General features: G+C 51.8%; 26 protein-coding genes. 4 read left to right on the top strand and 22 right to left on the bottom strand.

Going from position 1 to position 21,869, the window contains the following annotated elements; translation table 11 throughout:
• Positions 1-2: 2 nt before the first annotated feature.
• The 18 genes from ACXAFR_RS01780 to ACXAFR_RS01695 all read right to left on the bottom strand — a co-directional run bounded on the left by ACXAFR_RS01780 (position 3) and on the right by ACXAFR_RS01695 (position 14,261).
• Positions 3-1,490: a sigma-54-dependent transcriptional regulator gene (locus ACXAFR_RS01780; RefSeq protein ID WP_475171294.1), complete on the bottom strand. Its 1,488-nt coding sequence runs from the start codon at positions 1,488-1,490 to the stop codon at positions 3-5.
• A 21-nt stretch (positions 1,491-1,511) separates the two neighbouring features.
• Positions 1,512-2,561 carry a hydrogenase expression/formation protein HypE gene (gene hypE / locus ACXAFR_RS01775; protein WP_475171291.1) on the bottom strand — a complete coding sequence of 350 codons (1,050 nt, stop codon included), beginning with the start codon at positions 2,559-2,561 and terminating at the stop codon, positions 1,512-1,514.
• On the bottom strand, positions 2,558-3,709 hold the full coding sequence (gene hypD / locus ACXAFR_RS01770; protein ID WP_475171286.1) for a hydrogenase formation protein HypD: 1,152 nt from the start codon (positions 3,707-3,709) through the stop codon (positions 2,558-2,560). The genes hypE and hypD overlap by 4 nt, the downstream gene beginning before the upstream one ends.
• The gene (locus tag ACXAFR_RS01765; protein WP_475171284.1) at positions 3,706-3,936 is read right to left on the bottom strand and encodes a HypC/HybG/HupF family hydrogenase formation chaperone; all 231 of its coding nucleotides are present in this window, start codon (positions 3,934-3,936) and stop codon (positions 3,706-3,708) included. The genes hypD and ACXAFR_RS01765 overlap by 4 nt, the downstream gene beginning before the upstream one ends.
• A 29-nt stretch (positions 3,937-3,965) precedes the next feature.
• On the bottom strand, positions 3,966-4,823 hold the full coding sequence (gene hypB, locus ACXAFR_RS01760) for a hydrogenase nickel incorporation protein HypB (protein ID WP_475171282.1): 858 nt from the start codon (positions 4,821-4,823) through the stop codon (positions 3,966-3,968).
• Positions 4,823-5,164 (bottom strand): hydrogenase maturation nickel metallochaperone HypA, encoded by a 342-nt coding sequence (hypA, locus tag ACXAFR_RS01755; protein ID WP_475171277.1) that lies wholly within the window; start codon positions 5,162-5,164, stop codon positions 4,823-4,825. Before hypA ends, hypB begins: the two co-directional genes overlap by 1 nt.
• A complete protein-coding gene (locus ACXAFR_RS01750; RefSeq protein WP_475171273.1) occupies positions 5,157-6,329 on the bottom strand; it encodes a hypothetical protein in 1,173 nt (390 codons plus the stop codon). The genes hypA and ACXAFR_RS01750 overlap by 8 nt, the downstream gene beginning before the upstream one ends.
• Complete coding sequence (gene hybE / locus ACXAFR_RS01745) at positions 6,329-6,904, bottom strand: [NiFe]-hydrogenase assembly chaperone HybE (RefSeq protein WP_475171270.1); 576 nt, start codon at positions 6,902-6,904, stop codon at positions 6,329-6,331. The genes ACXAFR_RS01750 and hybE overlap by 1 nt, the downstream gene beginning before the upstream one ends.
• On the bottom strand, positions 6,901-7,131 hold the full coding sequence (locus tag ACXAFR_RS01740) for a rubredoxin (protein ID WP_475171263.1): 231 nt from the start codon (positions 7,129-7,131) through the stop codon (positions 6,901-6,903). The genes hybE and ACXAFR_RS01740 overlap by 4 nt, the downstream gene beginning before the upstream one ends.
• Complete coding sequence (locus tag ACXAFR_RS01735) at positions 7,128-7,976, bottom strand: hydrogenase expression/formation protein (RefSeq protein WP_475171261.1); 849 nt, start codon at positions 7,974-7,976, stop codon at positions 7,128-7,130. The genes ACXAFR_RS01740 and ACXAFR_RS01735 overlap by 4 nt, the downstream gene beginning before the upstream one ends.
• A gap of 18 nt (positions 7,977-7,994) precedes the next feature.
• On the bottom strand, positions 7,995-8,402 hold the full coding sequence (locus ACXAFR_RS01730) for a hypothetical protein (RefSeq protein ID WP_475171260.1): 408 nt from the start codon (positions 8,400-8,402) through the stop codon (positions 7,995-7,997).
• A gap of 2 nt (positions 8,403-8,404) precedes the next feature.
• Entirely contained in the window at positions 8,405-8,740 is a 336-nt protein-coding gene (locus ACXAFR_RS01725) for a HypC/HybG/HupF family hydrogenase formation chaperone (protein WP_475171257.1), read from the bottom strand.
• Positions 8,740-9,492 (bottom strand): HyaD/HybD family hydrogenase maturation endopeptidase, encoded by a 753-nt coding sequence (locus tag ACXAFR_RS01720; protein ID WP_475171256.1) that lies wholly within the window; start codon positions 9,490-9,492, stop codon positions 8,740-8,742. The genes ACXAFR_RS01725 and ACXAFR_RS01720 overlap by 1 nt, the downstream gene beginning before the upstream one ends.
• A gap of 248 nt (positions 9,493-9,740) precedes the next feature.
• A complete protein-coding gene (locus ACXAFR_RS01715) occupies positions 9,741-10,268 on the bottom strand; it encodes a cupin domain-containing protein (RefSeq protein ID WP_475171253.1) in 528 nt (175 codons plus the stop codon).
• A 138-nt stretch (positions 10,269-10,406) separates the two neighbouring features.
• Entirely contained in the window at positions 10,407-11,090 is a 684-nt protein-coding gene (cybH, locus tag ACXAFR_RS01710; protein WP_475171250.1) for a Ni/Fe-hydrogenase, b-type cytochrome subunit, read from the bottom strand.
• A gap of 22 nt (positions 11,091-11,112) precedes the next feature.
• Complete coding sequence (locus ACXAFR_RS01705) at positions 11,113-11,364, bottom strand: HupE/UreJ family protein (RefSeq protein ID WP_475171247.1); 252 nt, start codon at positions 11,362-11,364, stop codon at positions 11,113-11,115.
• A gap of 21 nt (positions 11,365-11,385) precedes the next feature.
• Positions 11,386-13,185, bottom strand: coding sequence for a nickel-dependent hydrogenase large subunit (locus tag ACXAFR_RS01700; RefSeq protein ID WP_475171244.1), 1,800 nt, complete (start codon positions 13,183-13,185; stop codon positions 11,386-11,388).
• Complete coding sequence (locus ACXAFR_RS01695; protein WP_475171243.1) at positions 13,185-14,261, bottom strand: hydrogenase small subunit; 1,077 nt, start codon at positions 14,259-14,261, stop codon at positions 13,185-13,187. Before ACXAFR_RS01695 ends, ACXAFR_RS01700 begins: the two co-directional genes overlap by 1 nt.
• A 407-nt stretch (positions 14,262-14,668) precedes the next feature.
• Between ACXAFR_RS01695 and ACXAFR_RS01690 the strand changes: the two genes are divergently transcribed.
• From ACXAFR_RS01690 to ACXAFR_RS01680, 3 genes are all read left to right on the top strand, one after another.
• A complete protein-coding gene (locus tag ACXAFR_RS01690) occupies positions 14,669-15,562 on the top strand; it encodes a DMT family transporter (protein WP_475171240.1) in 894 nt (297 codons plus the stop codon).
• 195 nt (positions 15,563-15,757) lie between these two features.
• Positions 15,758-16,786, top strand: coding sequence for a YjgN family protein (locus tag ACXAFR_RS01685; protein WP_475171238.1), 1,029 nt, complete (start codon positions 15,758-15,760; stop codon positions 16,784-16,786).
• Positions 16,764-17,837 carry a M48 family metallopeptidase gene (locus ACXAFR_RS01680; protein ID WP_475171236.1) on the top strand — a complete coding sequence of 358 codons (1,074 nt, stop codon included), beginning with the start codon at positions 16,764-16,766 and terminating at the stop codon, positions 17,835-17,837. Before ACXAFR_RS01685 ends, ACXAFR_RS01680 begins: the two co-directional genes overlap by 23 nt.
• A 124-nt stretch (positions 17,838-17,961) precedes the next feature.
• Here the strand turns inward: ACXAFR_RS01680 and ACXAFR_RS01675 are convergent, their stop codons facing one another.
• Positions 17,962-18,345, bottom strand: coding sequence for an HMA2 domain-containing protein (locus tag ACXAFR_RS01675; RefSeq protein ID WP_475171233.1), 384 nt, complete (start codon positions 18,343-18,345; stop codon positions 17,962-17,964).
• A 154-nt stretch (positions 18,346-18,499) separates the two neighbouring features.
• Between ACXAFR_RS01675 and ACXAFR_RS01670 the strand changes: the two genes are divergently transcribed.
• The gene (locus ACXAFR_RS01670) at positions 18,500-18,922 is read left to right on the top strand and encodes an HMA2 domain-containing protein (RefSeq protein WP_475171230.1); all 423 of its coding nucleotides are present in this window, start codon (positions 18,500-18,502) and stop codon (positions 18,920-18,922) included.
• A 45-nt stretch (positions 18,923-18,967) separates the two neighbouring features.
• Here ACXAFR_RS01670 and ACXAFR_RS01665 read toward each other — a convergent pair whose 3' ends face one another.
• The 3 genes from ACXAFR_RS01665 to ACXAFR_RS01655 are packed head-to-tail and all read right to left on the bottom strand — an operon-like array spanning position 18,968 to position 21,866.
• A complete protein-coding gene (locus ACXAFR_RS01665; RefSeq protein ID WP_475171229.1) occupies positions 18,968-19,300 on the bottom strand; it encodes a hypothetical protein in 333 nt (110 codons plus the stop codon).
• A gap of 15 nt (positions 19,301-19,315) precedes the next feature.
• Positions 19,316-21,442 carry a heavy metal translocating P-type ATPase gene (locus tag ACXAFR_RS01660; RefSeq protein ID WP_475171226.1) on the bottom strand — a complete coding sequence of 709 codons (2,127 nt, stop codon included), beginning with the start codon at positions 21,440-21,442 and terminating at the stop codon, positions 19,316-19,318.
• A gap of 43 nt (positions 21,443-21,485) precedes the next feature.
• Positions 21,486-21,866 (bottom strand): hypothetical protein, encoded by a 381-nt coding sequence (locus ACXAFR_RS01655; RefSeq protein ID WP_475171224.1) that lies wholly within the window; start codon positions 21,864-21,866, stop codon positions 21,486-21,488.
• Positions 21,867-21,869: the final 3 nt, after the last annotated feature.

The following is a 21,869-nucleotide window of genomic DNA, read 5'->3' as shown; positions in this document are numbered from 1 at the left end:
GTCTACTGCTCGTTAGAGCGGCGCTCGGGCGGCGAGTTTACGCTCGGCATGGTTTCCAGTCCGTAACGCTCCAGCTTGCTGCGTAATCCCACTCGGGATAAGCCCAGTTCTTTCGCGGCACGGCTTTTGTTCCAGCGGTGACGGACCAACGTCTCGCGAAGAATTCGGCTCTCTAAAGCCTCGACGCGTTCTTTCAGGCTTCCCTGTAATCCGCTGAGGTGCTCGATGACTTTCGACTCACGCTGTGGTTGCCGATGTAGCAGGCGGGGATTCATAAGTTCTGGCGTTAGCCAGTCTTCATCGCACATGACCAGCATATGTCGAAGTTCATTTTGCAATTCGCGCACGTTGCCGGGCCAGGCGTATTGTTTGAGATAGGCAAGTGTCTCGGCGCGAAAACCTCTAACGTGTTTGCCGAGGCTGGACATCGCTGTCTGTAAAAGAGATTCCGCGAGCAGTGGAATGTCTTGGGGGCGCTGCCGTAAAGGAGGAATCGCAATGGTTACACCGGCCAAACGATAGTATAAATCTTCGCGGAAGCGACCAGCTCTTACTTCTGCTTCAAGATCTTTGTTGGTGGCGGCGACGACGCGAATGTCTACGTGACGGGTACGGCTACTGCCCAGTGGGCGAACTTCACCTTCCTGCAACACGCGCAGCAGTTTGACTTGAAAAGCGGGCGAAACTTCACCGATCTCATCGAGAAAGACAGTGCCACCGCTGGCGCGCTCAAAGAGTCCGATACGATCTTCGACGGCGCCGGTAAAGGCGCCGCGTTTATATCCAAAGAGCTCACTTTCCAATAATTCGTCCGGTAGAGCCGCGCAGTTTTCTACCACGAAGGGTTGATCCCAACGCAGGCTGTTGTAATGCAACGAGCGCGCAGCCAATTCTTTGCCAGTGCCAGATTCTCCTGTGATGAGAACAGACACATCGTAGGGGGCAACCCGACGCAATTTGTCGCACACGATGTTCATCGGGCTTTCCGGCGAGCGAATGATCCCGTCATCTTTGCGGAAATTATCGCGCAGTCGGCGACGTTTGCTGTCTACACGCTGGTTCAATTGATCCGGGACCATTTTCAGCTCGACAGACAAGGCCTCATTCTGCCGCTGTAATTGGTACAGTCTGGCGGCATTTTTAAGAATGAGCAGCAGGCTGTCGGGGTGCCAGGGTTTGGTGACGTATTGATAGATTCCGGCATCGTTGACGGCACTGATAATATCTTCCGATTCGGTATAGCCTGAGATGATCATGCGTACCACATCAGGCCAGCGATCGCGAACTCGTTTTAAAAAGTCAACGCCGCTGATTTCCGGCATGCGCTGGTCACAGAGGATAACCTGGACCCATTCTTCCTGAAGGATGGATTCTGCTGTGGCGACATCGACAGCCGTTTTTACGTCGAATTCATCCTCAAGTATCCGGCGCAAGGTTTCCAGACTGCGGATTTCGTCGTCGACGACCAAAATGGTCGGCAGGTCATTCATGTTGTTCGCCTTTTGTCCGCATCAGCAAATTCTCGGTAATTGTTCACCAGCCAGCCAGTCAATAATACGCGAGCCGCCAAAGTGGGTCTGCATTTCCACAAAATGATTGGGATCGTCAACTACCTCGCCAATGATGGCTGCGTCTTTACCAAGAGGGTGCTGTCGCATAACAGCAACCAGCTGCGGTGCCGCTGCCGCAGGGCAAATGCAGACCAATTTCCCCTCGTTGGCGACGTACAGCGGATCCAGGCCTAACAGTTCACAGGCAGAGGTAACGTCCTCCCTTACGGGAATATCGGCTTCCCGCAATCGCAGGCCCACTCTGGATTGGCGCGCCAGCTCGTTCAATGTGGTCGCCAATCCGCCTCGGGTTGGGTCGCGAAGGCAGCGTATGCTTGGATAGGTCGCGATCATTTGGGCAACCAGGTCGTGCAAGGCTGCGCTATCCGATTGGATCTCGGTGGCGAATTCCAAATTTTCGCGACTGGACATAATCGCGACCCCGTGGTCACCAAGGGTGCCGCTGAGTATAACAGCATCGCCGGGCTGCGCTTGATCACCCGATAGATGGATGCCTGCAGGTACATCGCCAATCCCAGTCGTGGTGATGTAGATCCCGTCGCCATGGCCTTTTTCCACGACTTTGGTATCGCCGGTAACGATGGCGACGCCGGCGTCAGCTGCGGCTTTGGCCATACTGGCGGCAATTTGATCCAGATCGATTAAGGGAAAGCCTTCTTCCAGGATAAATCCTGCGGCCAGGTAGCGGGGGCGAGCTCCCGACATAGCAATATCGTTGATTGTACCGTGTACCGCCAGAGAGCCAATGTCGCCACCGGGGAAAAATAGTGGACAAATAACATGGCCATCGGTACTGATCACCTGGCGCAGCGCCGTTGTTGGCAGCAACGCCTGATCGTTGTGTTGACGTAACAGTGGGTTGTCAAAATGATAGTGGAAGATGTCTTCAATAAGTTGTGCCATCGCGCGCCCGCCGCTGCCGTGGCTCATGGTAATCAGATCGGTGCTTTTAAAGCGAGCGCTCTTCTTCGGTGGTGTTGCAACGGTCATAGTTCGACGGCCTCAATGGTTGATGGTGACTGGCGCAGTCGTCCATAACTGTAATAGGCGGCGCAAGCACCCTCAGAAGATACCATGCAGGAACCCATGGGATTTTCCGGTGTACAGACATTTCCGAAGAGTTTGCAGTCGACCGGCTTTTTCTGGCCACGCAAAATGGCTGGACATTCGCAGCTTTTTATTTCCTTTGCCGGTGTTGTGGTCATGGCAAATTTTCGCTCGGCATCCCAGGCGGCAAATCTCTCTCGAATTTGGAGTGCACTATCGGCGACTTCCCCCAGTCCTCGCCACTCAAAGCTGGGTCTCGGTGCCATGGTTTCAGCGACCAGAGCCTGAGCTTTACGATTCCCGTCGCGATCAACCACCCGGATGTATTCATTTTCAACCTCCGCTCTGCCATCGTTAAGCTGGCGAATCAGCATGAGCGTGGACTGCATGATGTCCAGGGGTTCAAAACCGGCAATTACTAAAGGGCGTTGATAGGCTTCTGTGAAGTATTCGTAAGGGCGGCTGCCGATAATGGCGCTCACGTGGGAGGGGCCAAAAAAGCCGTCAATTGGCTGCGTTGTGAGTTTGTCATCAACATCAGCGTCGAGAATGGCTCGTAACGCTGCTGGTGTAAGCACATGATTGCAGTACACCGAAAAATTGTTGAGCTGCTCTTTTTCCGCCTGCAATAACGCTACCGCGGTTGGCGGCGTTGTGGTTTCAAATCCAATGGCAAAAAAGACCACTTCCCGTTCGGGATTTTCGCGCGCGATACGCAGGGCATCCTGATTGGAGTAGATCATCCTGACATCGACGCCGGATGCCTTTAATTTCAGCAGGCTGTTACGTTTGCTGGCGGGGACTCGCATGAGATCGGCGTAGGTACAGAGAATAACATCATGTTTATTATCCAATTCAATGGCGCTGTCGATGCGGGAAATCGGTAAGACACAAACCGGGCATCCGGGACCATGGACGAATTCGATGTTGGCGGGCACCAAATCCTGAATTCCATAGCGGAAAATGGCGTGGGTGTGGCCGCCGCAAAATTCCATAAGTCGATAGTGCCTTTGGGGAAGCGCTGCCTCAACGATGGCGTCCGCGAGGAATTTTGCCAGATCGCCATCTCGAAATTCACGCAGGTATTTCATAGCTGTTGCTCCAAAAAATGGCCTGCTTCGGCAAAAATCTGCAAGGTGCGTTCAGCTTCTTCCTGACTGATTTTGTTGAGGGCATAACCCACGTGGATAAGCACATAGTCATTGACGTGAACATCATCGAGTAGCGACAGGGATACATCCTTGGTGATGCCTCCTACTGCGACAGTCGCGGTGTCACCGTCGATGTGGGTGACGAGAGCTGGAATGGCTAAACACATGTAGAAACGCTTCCGCTGAGAAAATTGAATTACTGACCGATATCGTGAAGTTGCCGATTGATATCCAGCCAGCGATACCATTCGTCAAGTCCTTCGCCTGATGTCGCAGAAATGGGCAGAACTTTGATGCCTGGGTTCACTTTGCGTGCATTGGCGATACATTTTTCGACATCGAATTGCACATAGGGCAAAAGGTCAACCTTGTTCAATAATAAGAGTTTCGCGGCATGGAACATGTCGGGATATTTTAAGGGCTTGTCTTCGCCCTCGGTCACCGAAAGAATGGCAATTTTGCAGGCTTCTCCGAGATCAAAGGCGGCAGGGCAAACTAAATTGCCAACATTTTCAATGAACAGCACACTGTTTTCTGAAGGGGATAGTGTCGCGAGAGCATGTCCCACCATGTGAGCATCCAGGTGGCAACCTTTACCTGTGTTTATCTGAATTGCACGAGCACCAGTGGCTCGAATTCGATCGGCATCGTTGGCGGTTTGCTGATCGCCTTCAATGACGCTGAAGGTCAGCTTGCTGAATAGGTCATTGATGGTGCGGGTTAGTAGCGTCGTCTTGCCACTGCCGGGGCTTGACACCATGTTGAGTGCAAGGATGTTGCGCGCGATAAATTGCGCGCGATTTTCAGCCGCGTACCGATCATTTTTACCGAGAATATCTTGTTCTATTTGTACCATCCGCGATTGCGACAGACCGGGCGCATGCGCGCGTGCTGGCCCCTCACCATAGTGGATATGGTCGTGAGCGACAGGCGGGTGTCTATCTTCAGCATGGCCGTGGTGGTGGTGATGTTCGTGGCCATGGTCGTGGGGGTGATGGTGTGACTGTCCCTCGATCCGGGTTTCTCCTTCGCTACAACCGCATACCGTACACATTAGACTACCTCCAGTTCTTTAATTTTCATGTCACTGCCGCCGTTGATCTGTAATTGGTGACCTTCGCAGATAGGGCAGGGATCGTATTTTTGGTTAATTGTGACGGTTTCGCAGCAACCAAAACACCAGGCGGTGCCCGGACTGCGGATGATCTCCAGGCGCGCGCCATCCGCCAGCGTATTGCGGCTAACGACGTCGAAGCTGAACGTCAACGCATCGATTTCGACGCCGGCTAAGGTGCCGATTTCCAGCCATAACGTCTTCACGCGCTGGAAATGCTGCTGCTGAGCTTGCTCCTCCAAAACCTGAACGATACTTTCACAGAGTGACATTTCATGCATTCTGATTTAACTCCGTGAGGGTCAAGGTATGTCCCACGCAAGGATCTGCACCATAGATTAGCAGCTCGGCCTGTTGCCGGATTAGGCTCTCTGTGCCGGATAGGCAGGCGAGTCCGATGGCTAAATGGCCTTCAGGATGACAGTTCCACTCTGTTGGCGCCAGAATCCGATAGTGTTTAACTCGGGAATTCTCCAGTGTGATTTGATGGACCAATCGACCCCGTGCCGATTCGAGTTGGAGCAACGCACTTTGCTCGGCAAGGTATTGCGGGGCAATGTTCACGCACGGTTTGTCTGTTGCCAGGAATTGCAGCAACTGGGCCATTTCCGTCAGTTTTGACAATTCAACCGTCAGTAGCCCATCGCCATATAGCGCTCTCACTTCCTGCAACAGAGGGCTGTCGGTACGGCTGCTGGCGCCTGTCCAGCCGCATTGGTCGTGCCAGCGTGGGTAGCGTTGAAAACCGGGTTCCTGCAGAGATTGGCTGAGGTGATCTGGTTGCAGTGGTGGTAAATGGAATCTGGGTGAATCCCCGAGGGTTTGCCAGTGCTTGGCAATGATTGTTTTTAGTTGCGTCGCGGCGGGGCGATCGCAATGATGTAGCCATTGGATTAAATCCTCAAGGGTCTCTATGGATAACCAGTGCTTTACGGGGCATCCGAAGACTCTATCGCCAACCACCGCGGTAAGCGCCGTAATTTGTGATTCCCATATTCGCTTGGCAATGGGTTTGTTGCCACCTCCTAGGTGTAGGCAGTGGGTGCTGAGCAGTCGTTGCTGAATCGGAAGTAATACTTGCTGAATGGCTCTCGCCATTGAGGCATGCGGTGGCTCGTCAACCAATTGCGGCCATTTTAGCAGCAGTTTTAGGAGATGTTCGTTAAAGGTTTCCAGAGCAACGAGACGAGATCTCAACTGAGTGGCGAGCGGTTTGGGCTGCAAGCCAAGGGCTGACTCAAAGGTCGTGACAGCAGCAACACTTTGCGCCTTGCCACAAACACTGTAGAGCAACGGCAGTCGCGAGAGGACGTGGGTAGGCTCCATCCCGATAAACATGTGTGTCATTGCCAATGGGCGATGATTACTGATTGCCACGCGGTGAACCTTGGCCTCGTCGAGAAAAAGCGTAATGTTCAGCTGTCCATCGATGCTTGAATGTTGCATTACGCGGACTCTTGATTCCGGTGTTCTGCGACTGTGTCGTGGCGACGTCCGCGCAGCAGTGCTCGTCGGGATAGGGGGGCGGTTTTAACCTCTGCTGTCGTTACCTTGGCGTCGAGCACTGCTGGCTCGGCGGATTGATCTTCCTCGGCGTCCCAATACTGGTAATTGTTTAGTGTTTCCTGATTGTTGACGTCCATGAGTGCGGTCATCACGGCATTGGCTGTAGCCATCGCTGCGGCGTGATCTTCAAACTCTTGCACCGGCGAAAACAGGGAGCACATGCGATAGCGACCCACATCAGCTTCAAACCCAGTGATAAATTCGTAATCACCGGATGGAAAGTGTTCGTAGGTTTTCTGGCCGACCGCAGAGTCATCTGAATCTCTCTCTAAGGGCAATAGCATAAGATTGATAAACCAGGGGGTAACCAAAACGCCCAACAATTCGTCTTGCCATTCGGTGGTGTTGGACGCATCCACCTTGAGCCGAGGATTAAGAAAACCCAACCCCTGCATACGTTCATCGTTTATGCGTTGAAACGTTGCTACCAATAGGTCGAATCGATTGGTGGTCATGGTTCGTCGCCGATTACCAGGAAGTCGTTGCGATTGCCATCACATTGAGGACAGCTCCAGTGATCCGGTAGGGCAGAGAAAGGCGTTCCGGGGGGGATTTGCCAATAGTCATCACCGTCAGCCGGGTCGTAGATGTACCAGCAGATCTTGCACTCCAGGCGCGAACTGTCCTCGATCTTACTGTTGTCACCGCCATAGGAGCCGCTGAAAAACTGATCGCTTCTCATCGGTAGATCTCCAGAATTTCAGTGAGTCGCTCGGCGGAGTCAGTCAAGTCTTCCGGAGCCGCGCAGGCAACACTGGGAATCGCGGTGATCTCCAGTGAATTGAGAATGTTTTTATCCTGAGAATTAAAATATTGAACCCACCAAACATGGCGAACGTTCGTGCTGCTGATACGGCAGTTGCCATAACCCCGAGACAATATGGTCACCGGCCCAGCACCCAATTGGCCATCCAGGAACATCAAGTCCTGCTCTGTTTGGGGTAACAGGGTCAAGTTGATGACATGGGTGGTCGACAGAGGACCAAAACGCTCACATTGTTCGTTGATTTCGGCAAACAGTGCCGGTGCATTGATGACGCCTTGAGGGCGGGCTTCCGGGAGCTCCAACCGGGGATGAGCATCGGCAAACGCTAAGGTTTCGATAACGGATGGAATCGCACCCACATCGATACAATCGGCAATCAGCTGATCGTTTTGGTCGCGGGTTTGAACTCTCCAGACACCGGCCAATACCGATTCCTGAATGCGGATACTGCGATCGCGCAGGGTGATGAGGGCACTGACTTCGCCTTCTCCCAACACCTGATCGATCAGTTCCTGATTTTCAGAGTCCAATTGGCCGACTGGAAGCGAGCGCTGCTGTCGATCATCATCGAGGGTGTGCAGCATCTGATTGAGAGCATCCAGAGTGGCGAGTGCCTCTGTGAGATCAACGACATCTTCCGGTTCTGGCAATACGGGTGGGAGATAAGTCTCCATCCCCGATGGCAGTTGTAATATATCGAGTTCAGCGCCATCACTTTCGGCTGGCTGGCTGCCAGGCCCAACAATAATCGGTCCGCTCATGGGGGGTGTTTCCTTATGTTATTGGTTTACTTGCACCACAGAGATGGGCGGCGGTGTGGGATCACGCTGCAGCATCTGTTCGATCTGCTGCAGATAATCTTCCCAGTTTTGTATATGGGTAATCACGCCGAGATATCGACCACGTTTCAGGAAGACCAGCGCAGGCCACGCAGTAAAGGCATAGTGGCGCTGCAGCTGTGGCTCTGAGTCCAGGGCGACGATGGCGCCTTCCAGGCGATTGGCAAAGGCTTTTAAGATTTCAGGCAGGACCATAGCCACGTCGTCACTTTCCGGGTGTCGTTTTGGATCTCCAGGGAAAAACAACACGAGATGCTCTTTGGTCTGAATATAGTTATCGTGAGTGACTGCGGTTACGACAGGTAACTGATGAATCTCTATCAGGCGATTAATTTGCGGAGAAGACACGATTATTCCTTTATTGGTTGATCGTTTGGTGTCTGTTGTAAAAAATCAGGCAATGACGGTTCGCGCTGATCGAGGTCGGCAAATAGGCTGTCGAGTGTTGATTGCTCAAGGACGTCTGACGACATCACCAGCGATAAAGCTTGCAGTGCATCCAAGCTGCGGCGAGCAGAAGCTTCATCGAGTACTTCTCGGGCGCTGCCCAAAAAAGTCATCAGCCAGGTGCCGGGTGGCTGATCGCCGGTCAGCAGGGTGTCGATATGGCGCTGCTCACCCGCAATATCACAGAGTGCGTAGCCAGGGTGGCATTCAACAACTCGCGCGGGAATTCCGAGGCACATTACCGCTCACCATCACGATAGGTATTGAGGTGTTGATCCAGGGAGACAGACAAGCCGTCGACGGGGTGAGCACGATTGCCGACCTCAACACCCGGCGAAAGGAGGACGCGCTCATCACCGGCGCGGCAGGCTTGCTGCTCTGTTGGTCGGTCTGCTTCATAGCGGTCAATGTCGGCAATGCTGCCCGCGCCAAGTTCGGCTGCCAGCGGCTTTTGCCGGCGCAACGCTTCTATGCCAAATTGCGCGAGAAACTCGAGGGCGACTTCAATTGCGGGTTCGATCTGAGCTTTGACAGCTGGCTGTAGGCTGCCACCATAGTCTTCCAGTACGAGGGGTTGTACCCCAATCAATAGAATCTCGCTGGGATAGTCTCCCAGCATTTCCGCCATCGCCAGCACTTCCTGAAAACCGGTTTGATGCAGACTGATTTTTTTACAGCCAAGGAACTTGGGAACCTCATCACCGTGTACGACTTTTAAGCTCCCCCCTGGCAGTCCGTAATCGATGGCATCGAATACGACGAGAACATCAGTTTCCCGAATGTCTTGCACTAGATAGATTCCCTGAGTGCCTCCGTCAAGAAGTCGGACGTGTTCTGGGAAAATGTAGTGGCGTTTCAGGAATTCGATGGTTCTTACTCCGAAGCCTTCGTCAGCCCAGAGCAGATTGCCGATTCCCAGTAGGAGAATACGTGGTAGGCGATTTTTATCCCCATTTGGCGGGTAGAGTTGGGTCTTGGTCAGGCTGGTCATGGCGTCGTTGTTGTTTTTGTGGGTCTTTTCCGCTGAATAGCAACGCCTGTGCCAGCCGTGATGCCGAACTAACTGATTGATACCTATGCAATTTTATTGATGAGGAGTGATAACCTAGTTTTCATATGGAAATAAACTATCCATTATTTGGGTTGATTGGAAGGAAAGTGTCCGATTAGGTGTGGCGTGCCTTAACCCCCTAGCTGGCGTTTTCCTGCGGCATCTCGCGTCTGTTTTGGCGTTGGAAATTATCGCGTCAGTTGATGTATGAGGGATTGATGCTCAGGAAATTCGGCGATGAGTTCCTCCCTATTAGCTAACGCCATATCCCGATAGTCAAAACCGGGGCTGACCACTTCTGTAATCAAGCCAAAGCCGCGGCTGTCTGGTTTTTCGAGTCTTGACGCTTTCCAGGCTCCACCTGGGACAAACAGAGTCGGGGTTTCGCCATTGCGGATATCCCGCCCGAGTGTCACGGTTTCCAAATGGTTTTGGTGATTTAGCAGGTAGTAGGTGATCGGGTCTCCATCGACAAAGACATGCATGATGTCTGAGCGATTGCGATGAAAATGCCCAATCGGGGAGTTGGCATCAAGAAGGTAATAGATGGATGTCAGCGCAAAGCGCGGTCCTTGGTCGGTTTCAATTAATGGGCGATGGTCGGTCTGCAGGATGCGTCGAAAATAGCCGCCTTCCACGTGAGCTTCAAGTGACAGCATGCTGATCCAATCTTGAGCGGTAGCGATGGCATCGGCGGGTTGGCTGGAAAACGTCATAGTCGGAGGCAGCAGGTCGAGTTTTCTCCATGCTATGTCGACGGCTTATGTGAGGCAAGGGCAATGAGAAAACAAAAAAAGCCCCGTCAGACGAGTCCAGCGTCTGACGGGGCAGGTGCATAAGCTGTGGTAAGCCGACTAGTCCTTATCGTCGCGGAACATGCGCCAGCCACTGACCATGGTGCTGATCAAACTCTGCCGGGACATGATGTCTTCGCGTACGGCTGCGTAGACGTGGAGCATCACAAAAATAACGATCACCCACAGTCCCCAGTGGTGCCACATGCGCACATCCTGGCTTTGACCAACCAGCGGGATCAGCCAGCCGAATAAGGTGTCAGCCCAGCTGTCGATACCGAGCTGTTCTGAGTAAAGAGCAAAGCCGGTAAAGATCATGACGATCCCACCCACGGTCATGATGATAATCATGAAAATATGAGCGAGTGGATTATGGCCTACGTATTTTTTCGGTTCTTTTTCAAGGAAGGTATACCAGCGAATTTCAAAGCCAACTTCCTTCCAAAATTCTTTTTGAAAAAGCGGTAGGTGAAACAATTGCCGTGCGTATTGATTGCCGACAAAGGCCCAGTAGATGCGACCGATAAACGCCAGGGTGAAAACCCAGGCAGCGGCAAAATGTACGAAACGAATATAGCCCATCAGGAAGTGATCGCTGGCCTCACCAGGTAGGGTTGGTAATGGATTCGCAATTAAATATCCCGTGATGGCGAGCAGGGTAATGCACAAAGCATTGACCCAGTGCCAGAGGCGAACCGGAGCTTCGTAGACATAAACCGATGTTTGTTGAACTGGTTGTTCCATCGTGAAAACCTCGCTCTTGGCATCAGCGTTTGACGTTGACCTTGCGAATGACTTTCCGCCCCAGGCGTACAATAGCGCGTCTTTGCACGAATGCGGTGGCGGCGAGTGCCAGCGTCGCCACCGCAATGAGGTGGTCAGGTTGAGTCACGACGTGCAGGAATCCGGCACTTAACGTTTGGTGGTGTTCGCCCTGATGAGCAAATGCATGTGGCGCCGTTGCCAAGGTAGTCAGGGTCGCCGCTATTGCTGTGTAAAATCGGTATGCAGTTTTCATGGTTGGGTCTCTTATTAGGTGTTAGCGCACAGTTACCTTGGCGAGCTCTTCTCCGTCCTCACTCATCACATGGGTAGAGCAGGCGAGACAGGGATCAAAGCTGTGTAACGTGCGTAGGATTTCTACAGGTTCTTCTTTGCGTTCGACTTTGGTGTTCATCAGCGAGGCTTCGAAGGCACCGATATTTCCCTCGTTATCCCTTGGCGAACCGTTCCAGGTGGTTGGAACCACACACTGGTAATTTTCGATCTTGGTCTCTTTGATACGAATCCAGTGACCTAGAGCACCACGAGGTGCTTCAGCGAACCCAACACCCTTGGCTTCTTTTGGCCATGTGGAAGGATCCCAATTGGAAACGTTGGCGGTGCTTGAATCACCTGCCTTGATGTTGGCCAGCAATTTATCCATAAAGTAGCGCATCTGATCGGCAGCCCATTCCGACTCCAATGCTCGGGCGGCGGTGCGGCCAAGGGTGGAAAAGAGGGCATCCATCGGAACGTCGAGCGTTTTTAATAGAAAATCCACCTGCTCCTTAATCGCCTCGTGGCCGGAAGCATAGCCCACCACGTAGCGGGCTAAGGGGCCAACCTCCATTGGATGGCCTTTCCAGCGCGGCGCTTTGATCCAAGAGTACTTGGCATTTTCGTCGAGCTGTAGGATGTTTGTCCGAGTGCCTTTGGCGTTGGGACCGAGCTCGTATTTGGCTTCTGTTACGCCATCCCAGGGGTGCAGGCCAATGGATTCGTCGTCGTAGGCATACCAGGAGTGGGGAACAAATTCCTGAATTTCATTCGGATCGCGCAGGTCGACAGGATGCACTTCATTGAGGTTGCCATTGATGATGGCGCCGTGAGGCATCATCAAATTTCCGGCGGAGTAGTCGTTGGCGCGATCGGGGATGTCACCATAGGCTAGAACGTTTAAGCCCGAAATGCCGCCGCCGTATAGCCAGTCTTTATAGAACCCACCTATTGCAATGATATCGGGGACATACACGTTTTTAACAAAGGCGATGGTCTGATCGATAATGTAAGAGATCTGATTTAACGTCACCATATTCAGAGGTGCGCCAGAACTGCCGGTTTGATCCATGTTGATCGCGCAGGGCACGCCGCCGACCATCCAGTTGGGGTGAGGGTCTTTACCGCCAAAAATGGTACGTACTTTCATTATCTCTTTCTGGAAATCCAGCGCTTCGAGATAATGGGTCACCGCCATTAAATCCGCCTCCGGTGGCAGCTTGTAGGCGGGATTGGTCCAGTAGCCATTTTTGAACGGACCCAGTTGTCCGCTTTCAACAAACTTTTTCAGGCGATTTTGGATGTCGCGAAAATAGCCCGGCGATGACATCGGGTGGTTTGGGGAGGTTGCCTGTTGCAGAGCTGACGTGGCTTTCGGATCGGCCTTCAGCGCGTTGACGGGATTCACCCAATCCAGCGCGTGAAGGTGGTAAAAGTGCACCAGGTGATCGTGAACCTGTAGGGCCAACTGCATAATGTTGCGGATGGAGTTTGCGTTTTCCGGAATCTCAATCTTGAGTGCGTCTTCCACCGCACGCACCGATGTCATGGCGTGGGTGCCGGTACAGACGCCACAAATTCGTTGGACAAACGCCCAGGCGTCACGGGGGTCTCGGCCTTTTAAGATGACTTCCAGGCCGCGCCACATGGTTCCCGTCGACACGGCGTTACGAATGATATTGTTGTCGTCTATATTGACCTCGCAACGCATGTGCCCTTCGATGCGAGTTACTGGATCAACGACAACACGCTGCCCTGAGTCGTCGAGTTTGAAGCCGTTTGGCGTTTCAATAATAGCCATTATTCGTCACCTCGTTTTTTCTGGGCGCTTTTCAGTGCGCTGACGGCAGCGTGGGCGGCGATGGCCGTACCCACCACGCCGGCAGCGGCAATTCCAACCTTGTCGGCGTTGGCTTCAATGCCGAATTGATGGGTGTCGGTTGTGTGTTGGTAGAATGAGCCTTTGTCCCAAAATCCATCTTCAGAGCAGCCAATACAGCCGTGTCCCGCTTGAATGGGAAAAGACAGACCTCCGTTCCAGCGGATGGTTGAGCAGGCGTTGTAGGTTGTCGGCCCTTTACAGCCCATCTTGTAAAGGCAATATCCTTTGCGAGCGGCTTCGTCGTCCCAGGATTCAACAAACTGCCCCGCATCAAAATGAGGTCGTCTATAACACTTATCGTGAATGCGCTGGCTGTAGAACATCTTCGGACGACCTTGACGGTCGAGCTCTGGAAAGCGTTCGAAAGTCAGAATATAGGTGATGACTGCGGTCATCACTTCGGCGATGGGAGGGCAACCGGGTACTTTGATGATGGGTTTTTGCGCGAGGCCTGGCACTTTATGAATGGGCGTCGCCTGGGTTGGATTCGGTCGCGCTGCCTGCACGCAGCCCCAAGAGGCACAAGAGCCCCAGGAGATAATTGCTTTGCAGTGTTCGGCGGCGTGTTTCAGTTGCTCGGTGAAGGGCTTGCCGCCGATGATGCAAAACATCCCGTCTTCATTGAGGGGCGGGTTGCCTTCTACAGCAAGAATATAGTTGCCGTCGTATTTTTCGATGGTTTCATCAATGATGGCTTCTGCTTGGTGACCCGCAGCGGCCATCAAAGTATCGTCGTAATCCAGGGAAATCATCGACAGGATGACATCTTTTGCCAACGGATGCGCTGAGCGGATGAAAGACTCTGAGCAGCAGGTACATTCCAGACCATGCAGCCAGAGCACTGGAATTCTTGGTTTGGTTTCCATGGCTTGGGCAATTTGCGGTACGAATGCCGGTCCAAGTCCCAATGCCGAAGCGGTTAAACTGCAATACTTAAGGAAACTGCGGCGGGTAATACCCTGACGCCGCATTACGTCGTAGAAGGTCTCAATCATTGGCTGGCTCCCCAGAACAGAGTGTGCACGGCTCTGCATTACTGCTTTTATTGGTGTCGTTGGAGGCTTTTTAGCAGGCTTTATGCCAATAAAAAAATGTCGTTAAATCAGTGGGATAGAGATGGTTGATGCTTTTCGCGCCGCATCCGGCTGGATACTTGTCAACAGAAGTGGAATATAGGTTTCCAGTTGTCTGGTGGCAAAGTAGTGCAAGGCCGCGGCAATCCCATTTTCAGAATGTTATTATTGCTAGGTGTTGTTACCGGTTATCTCTTCTAAAGACAGGGCTCTATCGTTACTGTCTCTTCTCTGTTTCTGGTTGACCATTCCCGTTCATCTGAAAGCCCTTCGTAAACCCCGCGGATCGGCGGCGGCGTCATACGAGTTTTCAACGTTTAGTGATAGTTATGCGACTTTCTGTAGCCCTGGTAGCCGACCTGTTGTTGGTGACGGTTTCTCTGTTGGCGGCGGCAGGCTGGGTGTTTTCCCGCGAGGCAATCGCCGGCCTGGCGCCAATGCAATATCTGGCTCTTAGGTTTCTGGCAACATCGATTATTGTTGCCGGTGTTGCGCCCACCAAAGTGCGTCAACTGGATCGAGGACAATGGATTAGGGCGCTACTCACGGGCGGGATTCTCGGTGCGCAAACGCTGGTATGGGTTGTCGGCTTGTCGCTGTCCGAAAATATGGGGTTGGGTTCTTTTATCATGAGCTTGGGTTTTCTGCTGGTGCCGGTGGTTGGTTGGCTTTTTTTCCGGCAGACAACCGCATTGATTACCTGGCTCGCGCTGGGTGTCGCGACCCTGGGTTTGGCGTTGCTGCTGATTGCCAATAACATGGAACTGCATCTGGCTGATGCTTTCTTCCTTGGCTCTGCGTTGATTTATGCCTTCTATTTTAACGTCAATGGCCGTTTTGCCAGGCGTATTCCTGCGATTCCCTTGACGGCAGTGCAGATGCTCGCAGCGGGCTGTGTCACTCTCATCGCAAGTTTGTTGCTGGAGCCATTTTCGTTTGAGGGGTTTCCGCAGGTGTGGGGGTGGTTTATTGCTGCCGTGTTATTAGCCACAGCGCTCCGTTTTTTCCTGTTGGTGAAAGCCCAGTCGAGCGCACCCGAGGCACACGCGGCCGTCATCATGACTTTGGAGCCCATGTGGGTCGTACTCTTCGGTCTTATTCTCTACGGGGAATCCATGACTGGTCTGCAGTGGTTGGGTTGCGGATGCATCTTTCTCAGCTTGTTCATGGGCGCTCTGGCGGGAGTCTGGCGGCGTCGTAAAATCAAATACGCTCAAGCCTAATTAAGCGGTCGTGGCGTGTCATTGGTCCTGGCTGTCCGTCATAGGGTATTATGGCGGATTGCATTTGTGATCGCTTTCGCAGCGACCCACTTTTGTATGAGTTAATCTGCCGGGCAGGGAATGGATCAATGGGCAAAAGTAAAACACTTACCCCAATGATCCTCCCGGTATCCTCTAATTGACATAAGGACGTGAATGATGACGCATCCAACGCCCGAAACGTCGCACCAACCAGCGGCGGCGCTTCCAAAAACACTCAGCTTTCAATTCAATGGAAATGGGCTGGAATATTTTAAGATCTGGATTGTTAATATCCTGCTGACGATTGTGACGCTGGGTATTTATTCCGCGTGGGCGAAGGTTAGAAATCGCCGCTATTTTTATTCGAACACGACCTTAGATGGGGATTCTTTTGAATATCTCGCCCAACCCATGCAGTTGTTAATCGGTCGCCTTATTTCGATGGCTGCGTTTATTGCTTATGTCTTCATCAGTCAGTTTTACCCGTTGGCGGGACTGGCTATGATGCTTGCGTTTCTGATTGTGTTGCCGTGGATTCTCGTACGTGGAGCCACCTTTAATGCTCGTATGAGTGCATGGCGAAATGTGCGTTTCAATTTTCATGGTCGCATTGGTCAGGCTGCAATCGCTTTCATTGGCTGGCCATTGTTGGGCGCTATTTCCCTCGGTCTGTTGATGCCCATTGCTCTCTATAAACAACAGAAGTTTATGATTGAAGGGCACAGCTACGGTGGCGAACGCTTTAAATTTTCTGCGACGTCGACGGATTACTACCGCATTTTTCTCGTGTCTATTGGCATTATGATTGTAGGTATCGTGCTGACTACCATTGTGGGATTAGTGCTTGGTGGAGCTTCTTTGATCGTCGCTATTCCGACTTACTTGCTGGTTATTACCTATGTCATGTACGCTCGGGCCAGCGTCATCTACAGCAGCACATCTTTGATGAACAGTCATTTCCGTTCCTCCATGTCGTTTGGTGGATATGCGTCTGTGTTTGTTACTAACTCCCTGTTGATCGGTTTGACCGCTGGTATCTTCTATCCTTGGGCTAAAATCCGTTCAGCTCGCTATCTGTCAGAGAATGTGAATGTGGAATCTTCTGATGATTTGAACGCGTTTGCTGAAGAAGTTATCAAATCTACCAGTGGCTTGGGTGAAGAAGCCGCGGATATCTTTGATGTCGATCTCGCTATCGGTTAATCCACAGTCAGGCATTGCGGGAGACTTTTTTGCCCCTGGCAGTTCCCGCAAAACCGCCTGCCGTTTTCACGTCAACCCCTCCGGTTATCTGATTTGTCAGAGCCTGGATGGCGAGATGTTAAAACGCGATGCGTTTGCAATGGTTGACGTAGGTTCCCGTCTCGGAAATACACCGCGTTATCTGAAGTTTTCCGATGGCAGTAAACTGGAAAGTCGTGACAATGATGCCATCGACGAGTTGCAGTCTCACTGGTCCGAAATTACCGGTAAAAAATCTGGCAATTGGATTCACCGCTTAGAAAGTCGTTGGCGTTGGATCGTCGTGAGTGTGGTTTGCGTTGCCGTAATTGTCTTCGGTACCTTTCGCTACGGTGTCCCCGCAGTTGCCAATACGGTCGCTGCGATGGTGCCGCAGCGTTTGGCTGAAACCGCGGGTGACCAAACTCTGGCATTTCTCGACCGAGCCTATCTTGCAGAGAGCCGATTATCTGCCGATGAACAAAAAGCGGTTCTGTCTGAGTTAAAACCGTTGCTGGATGAATTCCCAGACAGCCATTCTGAAATTCTCTTCCGCGACGGTGGTGATATCGGTGCAAACGCACTGGCTTTGCCAAATGGGCAGATTATTTTAACCGACCAACTGGTCTCGCTTGCACAAACGCCGGATGAGCTCCTGGCGGTTGTTGCCCACGAAATCGGACATGTACACCATCGACATGGCATTGAAATGGCCGTGCAAGGTTCTTTGTTGACTATTGTTATGGTAAGCGTGTTAGGCGATCCGTCGGCATTCTCAGAAGCATTACTATCGCTCCCGTTAGTATTAACCCAGAGCTCTTATTCCAGGGACTTGGAGCGTGAAGCCGATCAATTTGCGCTGAAAGCATTGGGGCAATTGCATATTTCTCCAGAGGCTTTCGCCAATATCCTGCTAAAGCTGCAGGGATCTCACGACGGAGTAGCCGAAGATTCAGGCTCCACACTGCAAGATTATTTTTCTTCGCATCCAGCGACGACAGAGAGAATCGAGACGATAACATCCCAAGATTAACTTTTCTTTAAGTTAATCTTGGGGCTAATCTATCAGAGGACTACACGCTGTAAATGACGAGTTTAATAGGCTCGCTCTGTGATCTGTAGGAATAGAAGTTCTCCTACGGCAAACGCATACAGAGTTAAAATTTTGGTCCAAGTAACGAGGCTAAGGAGAAGCTTACTCCGCGACTGACCAAAGTATTGACGGCGACCTTTTTAACTTCTTGGAAAATTTGACTTTGCAGGGCAGGGGGAATGGACACTCTTGGCCTAGTTGGCGCAGGCCGCTCTATTGGTTTTTCAAAGCCAGATTCTTGAAGTATTACTTTAATCAAGTCAGCGGCTTGAGAGTCGGTGTCGTAGTTGATCGTTGCGCTGCTGGCTTTTTTATTGAGTCTCACGGATGTCACGCCATCTATCGTTCTTAAGCGCCGTAGTATTTGATGACTGGCGTTGGCGCTCGGGCGAAAGTAGCGGGAACGTATTCTCAGGCGGCCAGGGATATGATGCAAAATTTCTGACATAAAATTTGCCTCGTTTTTGTCAGACAGTAGCGAGAGTAAGGTAAAACGGCTTGTTTAACGTAGACGTTTTAGATTGTTGAAACGCGTTGACAGATCTTATTAAGAATTAATACTATCTGCAATAGTAACTTGTGTACAGAGTGGTTCACCAAGGATGATTGTCAGTACTGTTGCAGGGCGTATTCGTGTGCGTAATGCCTTGTTAAAATCTTCGCGCCTTTCTAAAGAGGCAAGTGCCAAAATAAAGCTTCTCGATGGTGTCACTGACGTGCGGGCAAATAGTGCGGCAGGATCTATTGTTGTTAATTTCGATGCCAGTTCTGTCGACGTTATCAGTCTGGAAGATCAGATAGAAGAAATTTGCTTGCCGAGTGCCAAGCCGAGAAACAAAAAAGCACTCAGTCGAAGTAAGCGCCTCAATCAAGCAACCAAAATCGGAATGATGTCGACTTTGGCTGCATCATTGGGTTATGCCGCTGCGGGGAAGAAAAAGCCCCATATCAGATATGGCGTTGCTTTTGTCGGCTTTGCTGGCCTGCACATGTGGAAGTATTCTGACCGCTTAGTTAAAGGCTAAGCCCCACCTCCAAACTGCAAGACAGGGCTTTTTGATCGAGCCTTGTCAGGCTTCCAAGTTCTCTGTAGTGACCTTTTTCTTGGCGCTTGTTTTTCTGCGGGCAGTGGTTTTTTTCTTGGCAGGGCGTTTCGCTTTTGGGGTGACATCTTTCGCATCAGCCCCTTTGGTTCGCATCACATTCTCTAAGATCCTACCTTTAAGTGTCGTTACGCCGGTTGCCATGGTATTTGTGACCCTGCTGGCACTAACCTGGATCTTGTCAGACGCGCTATTGGTGGCCTGACTAATGTTGGAGCGAATTTTTTCATCGCTATACAGGCGGCTAGCAATACCGCCAATTACAGCGCCAGCAACAAAGGGAATCAGTGGAAACGGCATGGTGTTCTCCTTCCGTTAGGCCTGTGAGTGACTGTTGTGAGACAGTCCGTTAAGTGCTTTAAGCAGTAAACCAATTGTGGTGCCATTGTGCAAAATTGCGGTGCTGACTGGCGATAGCCAGCCGAGGGCTGCTCCAAGCATAATGCCGGTGTTGATACCGATAGCGGCATTGTAATTTGCTTTCACCAACTTCATTGTTTGTTGTGAGATCTCGACAGCAATGGCTAAAAGCGCCAGTTGATCTTCTAAAAGCACAACATCAGCGGTGGCGCGAGCTAACTCTGCACCGTGGGACATGGCGATACCAATATCGGCAGCAGAGAGTGCCGGTCCATCATTAATACCATCACCGATGAAAGCAACGCGGCGTCCTTCGGCTCGCAATTGCGCAATCACACTTGCTTTATCCGTTGGCACTTGTTCTGCAAAAACTTCATCAATACCCAATTCATTTGCCAGCGCTTGGGCGCGAACAAGAGTATCACCCGTGAGCATAACCAAATGTTCGATACCAAGATTTCTCAATTGGTTTAGCACCTGTGCGGCATCAGACCTCAGGGTGTCGCGCAGGGCAATGAGCCCAATGGCCTCGTGCCGAGTACCCACATACAAAATTGTTTTGCCAGCAGTCGCTAGCGTTTCAATTTCTTGTTCAAAGGGGGTGAAATCAACATGCTCGTGTTCTTCGAGATAGTGACGACTGCCAATAAGAAGTTCACTGTCGTTAATGGGGCAGCTCATACCGTGTGCAACCAGGTATTCCACTTCTCCATGGGCGATATGGTTGAGTTTTTCTTCTTTGGCCCGGCGCACAATGGCTTCGGCAATGGGGTGTGATGCATGCTCTTCAATGGATGCTGTGACAGCCAGCAGGCGCTCTGGCGACCAGCGCTCGGTATCCAGAACGATGACATCGGTAACCTGAAGAATACTTTCGGTGAGGGTCCCAGTTTTATCGAAAACGACAGTGTCAACGGCGGCCAGCTCTTCTATGGCGCTGCTACCTTTTAGAAGAACATCTTCTGTTGCTGCGGCGTACATGCCGGATTTAAACGCCAGTGGAGTCCCCAGTTTCAGGGCACAACTGTAATCGACTAAAAATACCGATTCTAGCCGGCGCTCTTCGCCAGTCAGTAAGTACACCAAACCACCGGTCCCCAGTGTCAGATAAACTCTGCGGTCGGCAAGCTTTTCAGCCAAGCGTTGATTGTCCGATGTTTTTTCCAGGGATTCGTCGATAAATTGGGCGATACGGGCGGTGGTCGTTTCCTGTCCGACATGGCGGGCTTCGATGCGCAATCTGCCATCTTCCACCAAGCTGCCAGCCACCACGCGATCCATGACTTCCTTGCGTACAGGTACAGACTCTCCGGTGACGGCGGCTTGATTGACCAGAGCAGCGCCGTCCAGAATCAAGCCATCAACTGGTATTTTTTCACCGACGCCGACAACGACTTTCTCACCCGTTTGCAATTCTGCATCCGAGATTTGGATTAGCGTACCGTCACGCTCCACCCAAGCGAGAATCGGCTCTGGTTGCAGTAACTTGCGTAACATATGATCCGATTGTCGTTCTGTTTTTTTCTCCAGATAGTTTCCCAGTTCCATCAAGAACTCTGTGGTGTTGGACGCTAGATATTCACCTTTGCTGGCCGACAGGCCGATCGCAATGGCGTCTAACACTTCAACCTTAATCCCACGAGTTAACAGGGTGTCGATCCCGGTAATCAGAATATTGCTAATGTTGATCAGGGTCAGCACAGCTTTCCAGGGCGTGGGTATAAACGGCAGTGTGGCGACCATTAAACCACTGCTGATCAGCCGAGATCTTTCCGCGGGAACTTCCGGGGCTGCTTGGCCATTGGGAATGCTGGTTCGCCGAAGTTCCCTCAAGCGATTGACGATGATTTCCTGTGTCGCGGAGTTGCCGTCGTAGTGAAAAATGATGGAGCGAGCATGACGATTGATTCTGACTTGTTCAACGCCCCGGGTGGCTTCCAACCAAGTTTGTAACCAGGAGAAGTCAATGAGCGGGTCCACAATCCAAGGGACGCGAAACCGCGCCCGACCTGGTATGACGTGTACCAATTGTAATTCTTCAATAGCGGTCGTTTCCGCCAATGGGGCGGACAAGCTTGTCATCGTTGGTTCTCTTCGGTTAGAGAAATTTCCACTAACACGGGTCTCAGTCGTTGGTCGCGTGTTCCGCGTGAATCTCTGCCTCGGCGTCGCGAAAACGTTCTTTCATTTCTTCAATTCCCCCTTGGACTAGCGACCAGGCCTTTACCGCCCCTTTGATGGTGCTTTGTTGGACAGCTTCATTGGAGAGTAAATAGAGCGCCGCTCCGCCAATCAGCGCACCTTTAACAAAGCTGGGATTGGTGAGCATGCCAGTGGCCGCATTTATCGGTGTTGCCGGCAGAGCAGAAGCGGCAGGAACAACCGGTGGAGTGGTCGGCTGTAGATACCAAGTTGGCGCAGGCGTTGACGGCACGTAGGGATAATTGGGGGCGGCATAAGCACCGGCTGGAAGAAATTGCGGTGGATAAAAATAGTATTGACTCATGGC

It is taken from the genome of Pseudomaricurvus sp. ABR4_320 (assembly GCF_056159445.1).
This window is presented reverse-complemented; position numbering and strand designations above follow the sequence as displayed.

Excerpts from the sequence above, each read along its gene's own strand:
- ACXAFR_RS01675 (WP_475171233.1), bottom strand. The coding sequence starts at position 18,345 with ATGTCAGAAATTTTGCATCATATCCCTGGCCGCCTGAGAATACGTTCC.
- ACXAFR_RS01690 (WP_475171240.1), top strand. The coding sequence starts at position 14,669 with ATGCGACTTTCTGTAGCCCTGGTAGCCGACCTGTTGTTGGTGACGGTT.
- ACXAFR_RS01670 (WP_475171230.1), top strand. The coding sequence starts at position 18,500 with ATGATTGTCAGTACTGTTGCAGGGCGTATTCGTGTGCGTAATGCCTTG.
- ACXAFR_RS01725 (WP_475171257.1), bottom strand. The coding sequence starts at position 8,740 with ATGTGCCTCGGAATTCCCGCGCGAGTTGTTGAATGCCACCCTGGCTAC.
- hypE (WP_475171291.1), bottom strand. The coding sequence starts at position 2,561 with ATGACCGTTGCAACACCACCGAAGAAGAGCGCTCGCTTTAAAAGCACC.
- hypB (WP_475171282.1), bottom strand. The coding sequence starts at position 4,823 with ATGTGTACGGTATGCGGTTGTAGCGAAGGAGAAACCCGGATCGAGGGA.
- ACXAFR_RS01705 (WP_475171247.1), bottom strand. The coding sequence starts at position 11,364 with ATGAAAACTGCATACCGATTTTACACAGCAATAGCGGCGACCCTGACT.
- ACXAFR_RS01680 (WP_475171236.1), top strand. The coding sequence starts at position 16,764 with ATGTCGATCTCGCTATCGGTTAATCCACAGTCAGGCATTGCGGGAGAC.
- ACXAFR_RS01685 (WP_475171238.1), top strand. The coding sequence starts at position 15,758 with ATGATGACGCATCCAACGCCCGAAACGTCGCACCAACCAGCGGCGGCG.
- ACXAFR_RS01700 (WP_475171244.1), bottom strand. The coding sequence starts at position 13,185 with ATGGCTATTATTGAAACGCCAAACGGCTTCAAACTCGACGACTCAGGG.
- ACXAFR_RS01765 (WP_475171284.1), bottom strand. The coding sequence starts at position 3,936 with ATGTGTTTAGCCATTCCAGCTCTCGTCACCCACATCGACGGTGACACC.
- ACXAFR_RS01740 (WP_475171263.1), bottom strand. The coding sequence starts at position 7,131 with ATGAGAAGCGATCAGTTTTTCAGCGGCTCCTATGGCGGTGACAACAGT.
- ACXAFR_RS01665 (WP_475171229.1), bottom strand. The coding sequence starts at position 19,300 with ATGCCGTTTCCACTGATTCCCTTTGTTGCTGGCGCTGTAATTGGCGGT.
- ACXAFR_RS01780 (WP_475171294.1), bottom strand. The coding sequence starts at position 1,490 with ATGAATGACCTGCCGACCATTTTGGTCGTCGACGACGAAATCCGCAGT.
- ACXAFR_RS01720 (WP_475171256.1), bottom strand. The coding sequence starts at position 9,492 with ATGACCAGCCTGACCAAGACCCAACTCTACCCGCCAAATGGGGATAAA.
- ACXAFR_RS01695 (WP_475171243.1), bottom strand. The coding sequence starts at position 14,261 with ATGATTGAGACCTTCTACGACGTAATGCGGCGTCAGGGTATTACCCGC.
- ACXAFR_RS01660 (WP_475171226.1), bottom strand. The coding sequence starts at position 21,442 with ATGACAAGCTTGTCCGCCCCATTGGCGGAAACGACCGCTATTGAAGAA.
- hypA (WP_475171277.1), bottom strand. The coding sequence starts at position 5,164 with ATGCATGAAATGTCACTCTGTGAAAGTATCGTTCAGGTTTTGGAGGAG.
- ACXAFR_RS01735 (WP_475171261.1), bottom strand. The coding sequence starts at position 7,976 with ATGAGCGGACCGATTATTGTTGGGCCTGGCAGCCAGCCAGCCGAAAGT.
- ACXAFR_RS01750 (WP_475171273.1), bottom strand. The coding sequence starts at position 6,329 with ATGCAACATTCAAGCATCGATGGACAGCTGAACATTACGCTTTTTCTC.
- hypD (WP_475171286.1), bottom strand. The coding sequence starts at position 3,709 with ATGAAATACCTGCGTGAATTTCGAGATGGCGATCTGGCAAAATTCCTC.
- hybE (WP_475171270.1), bottom strand. The coding sequence starts at position 6,904 with ATGACCACCAATCGATTCGACCTATTGGTAGCAACGTTTCAACGCATA.
- cybH (WP_475171250.1), bottom strand. The coding sequence starts at position 11,090 with ATGGAACAACCAGTTCAACAAACATCGGTTTATGTCTACGAAGCTCCG.
- ACXAFR_RS01655 (WP_475171224.1), bottom strand. The coding sequence starts at position 21,866 with ATGAGTCAATACTATTTTTATCCACCGCAATTTCTTCCAGCCGGTGCT.
- ACXAFR_RS01715 (WP_475171253.1), bottom strand. The coding sequence starts at position 10,268 with ATGACGTTTTCCAGCCAACCCGCCGATGCCATCGCTACCGCTCAAGAT.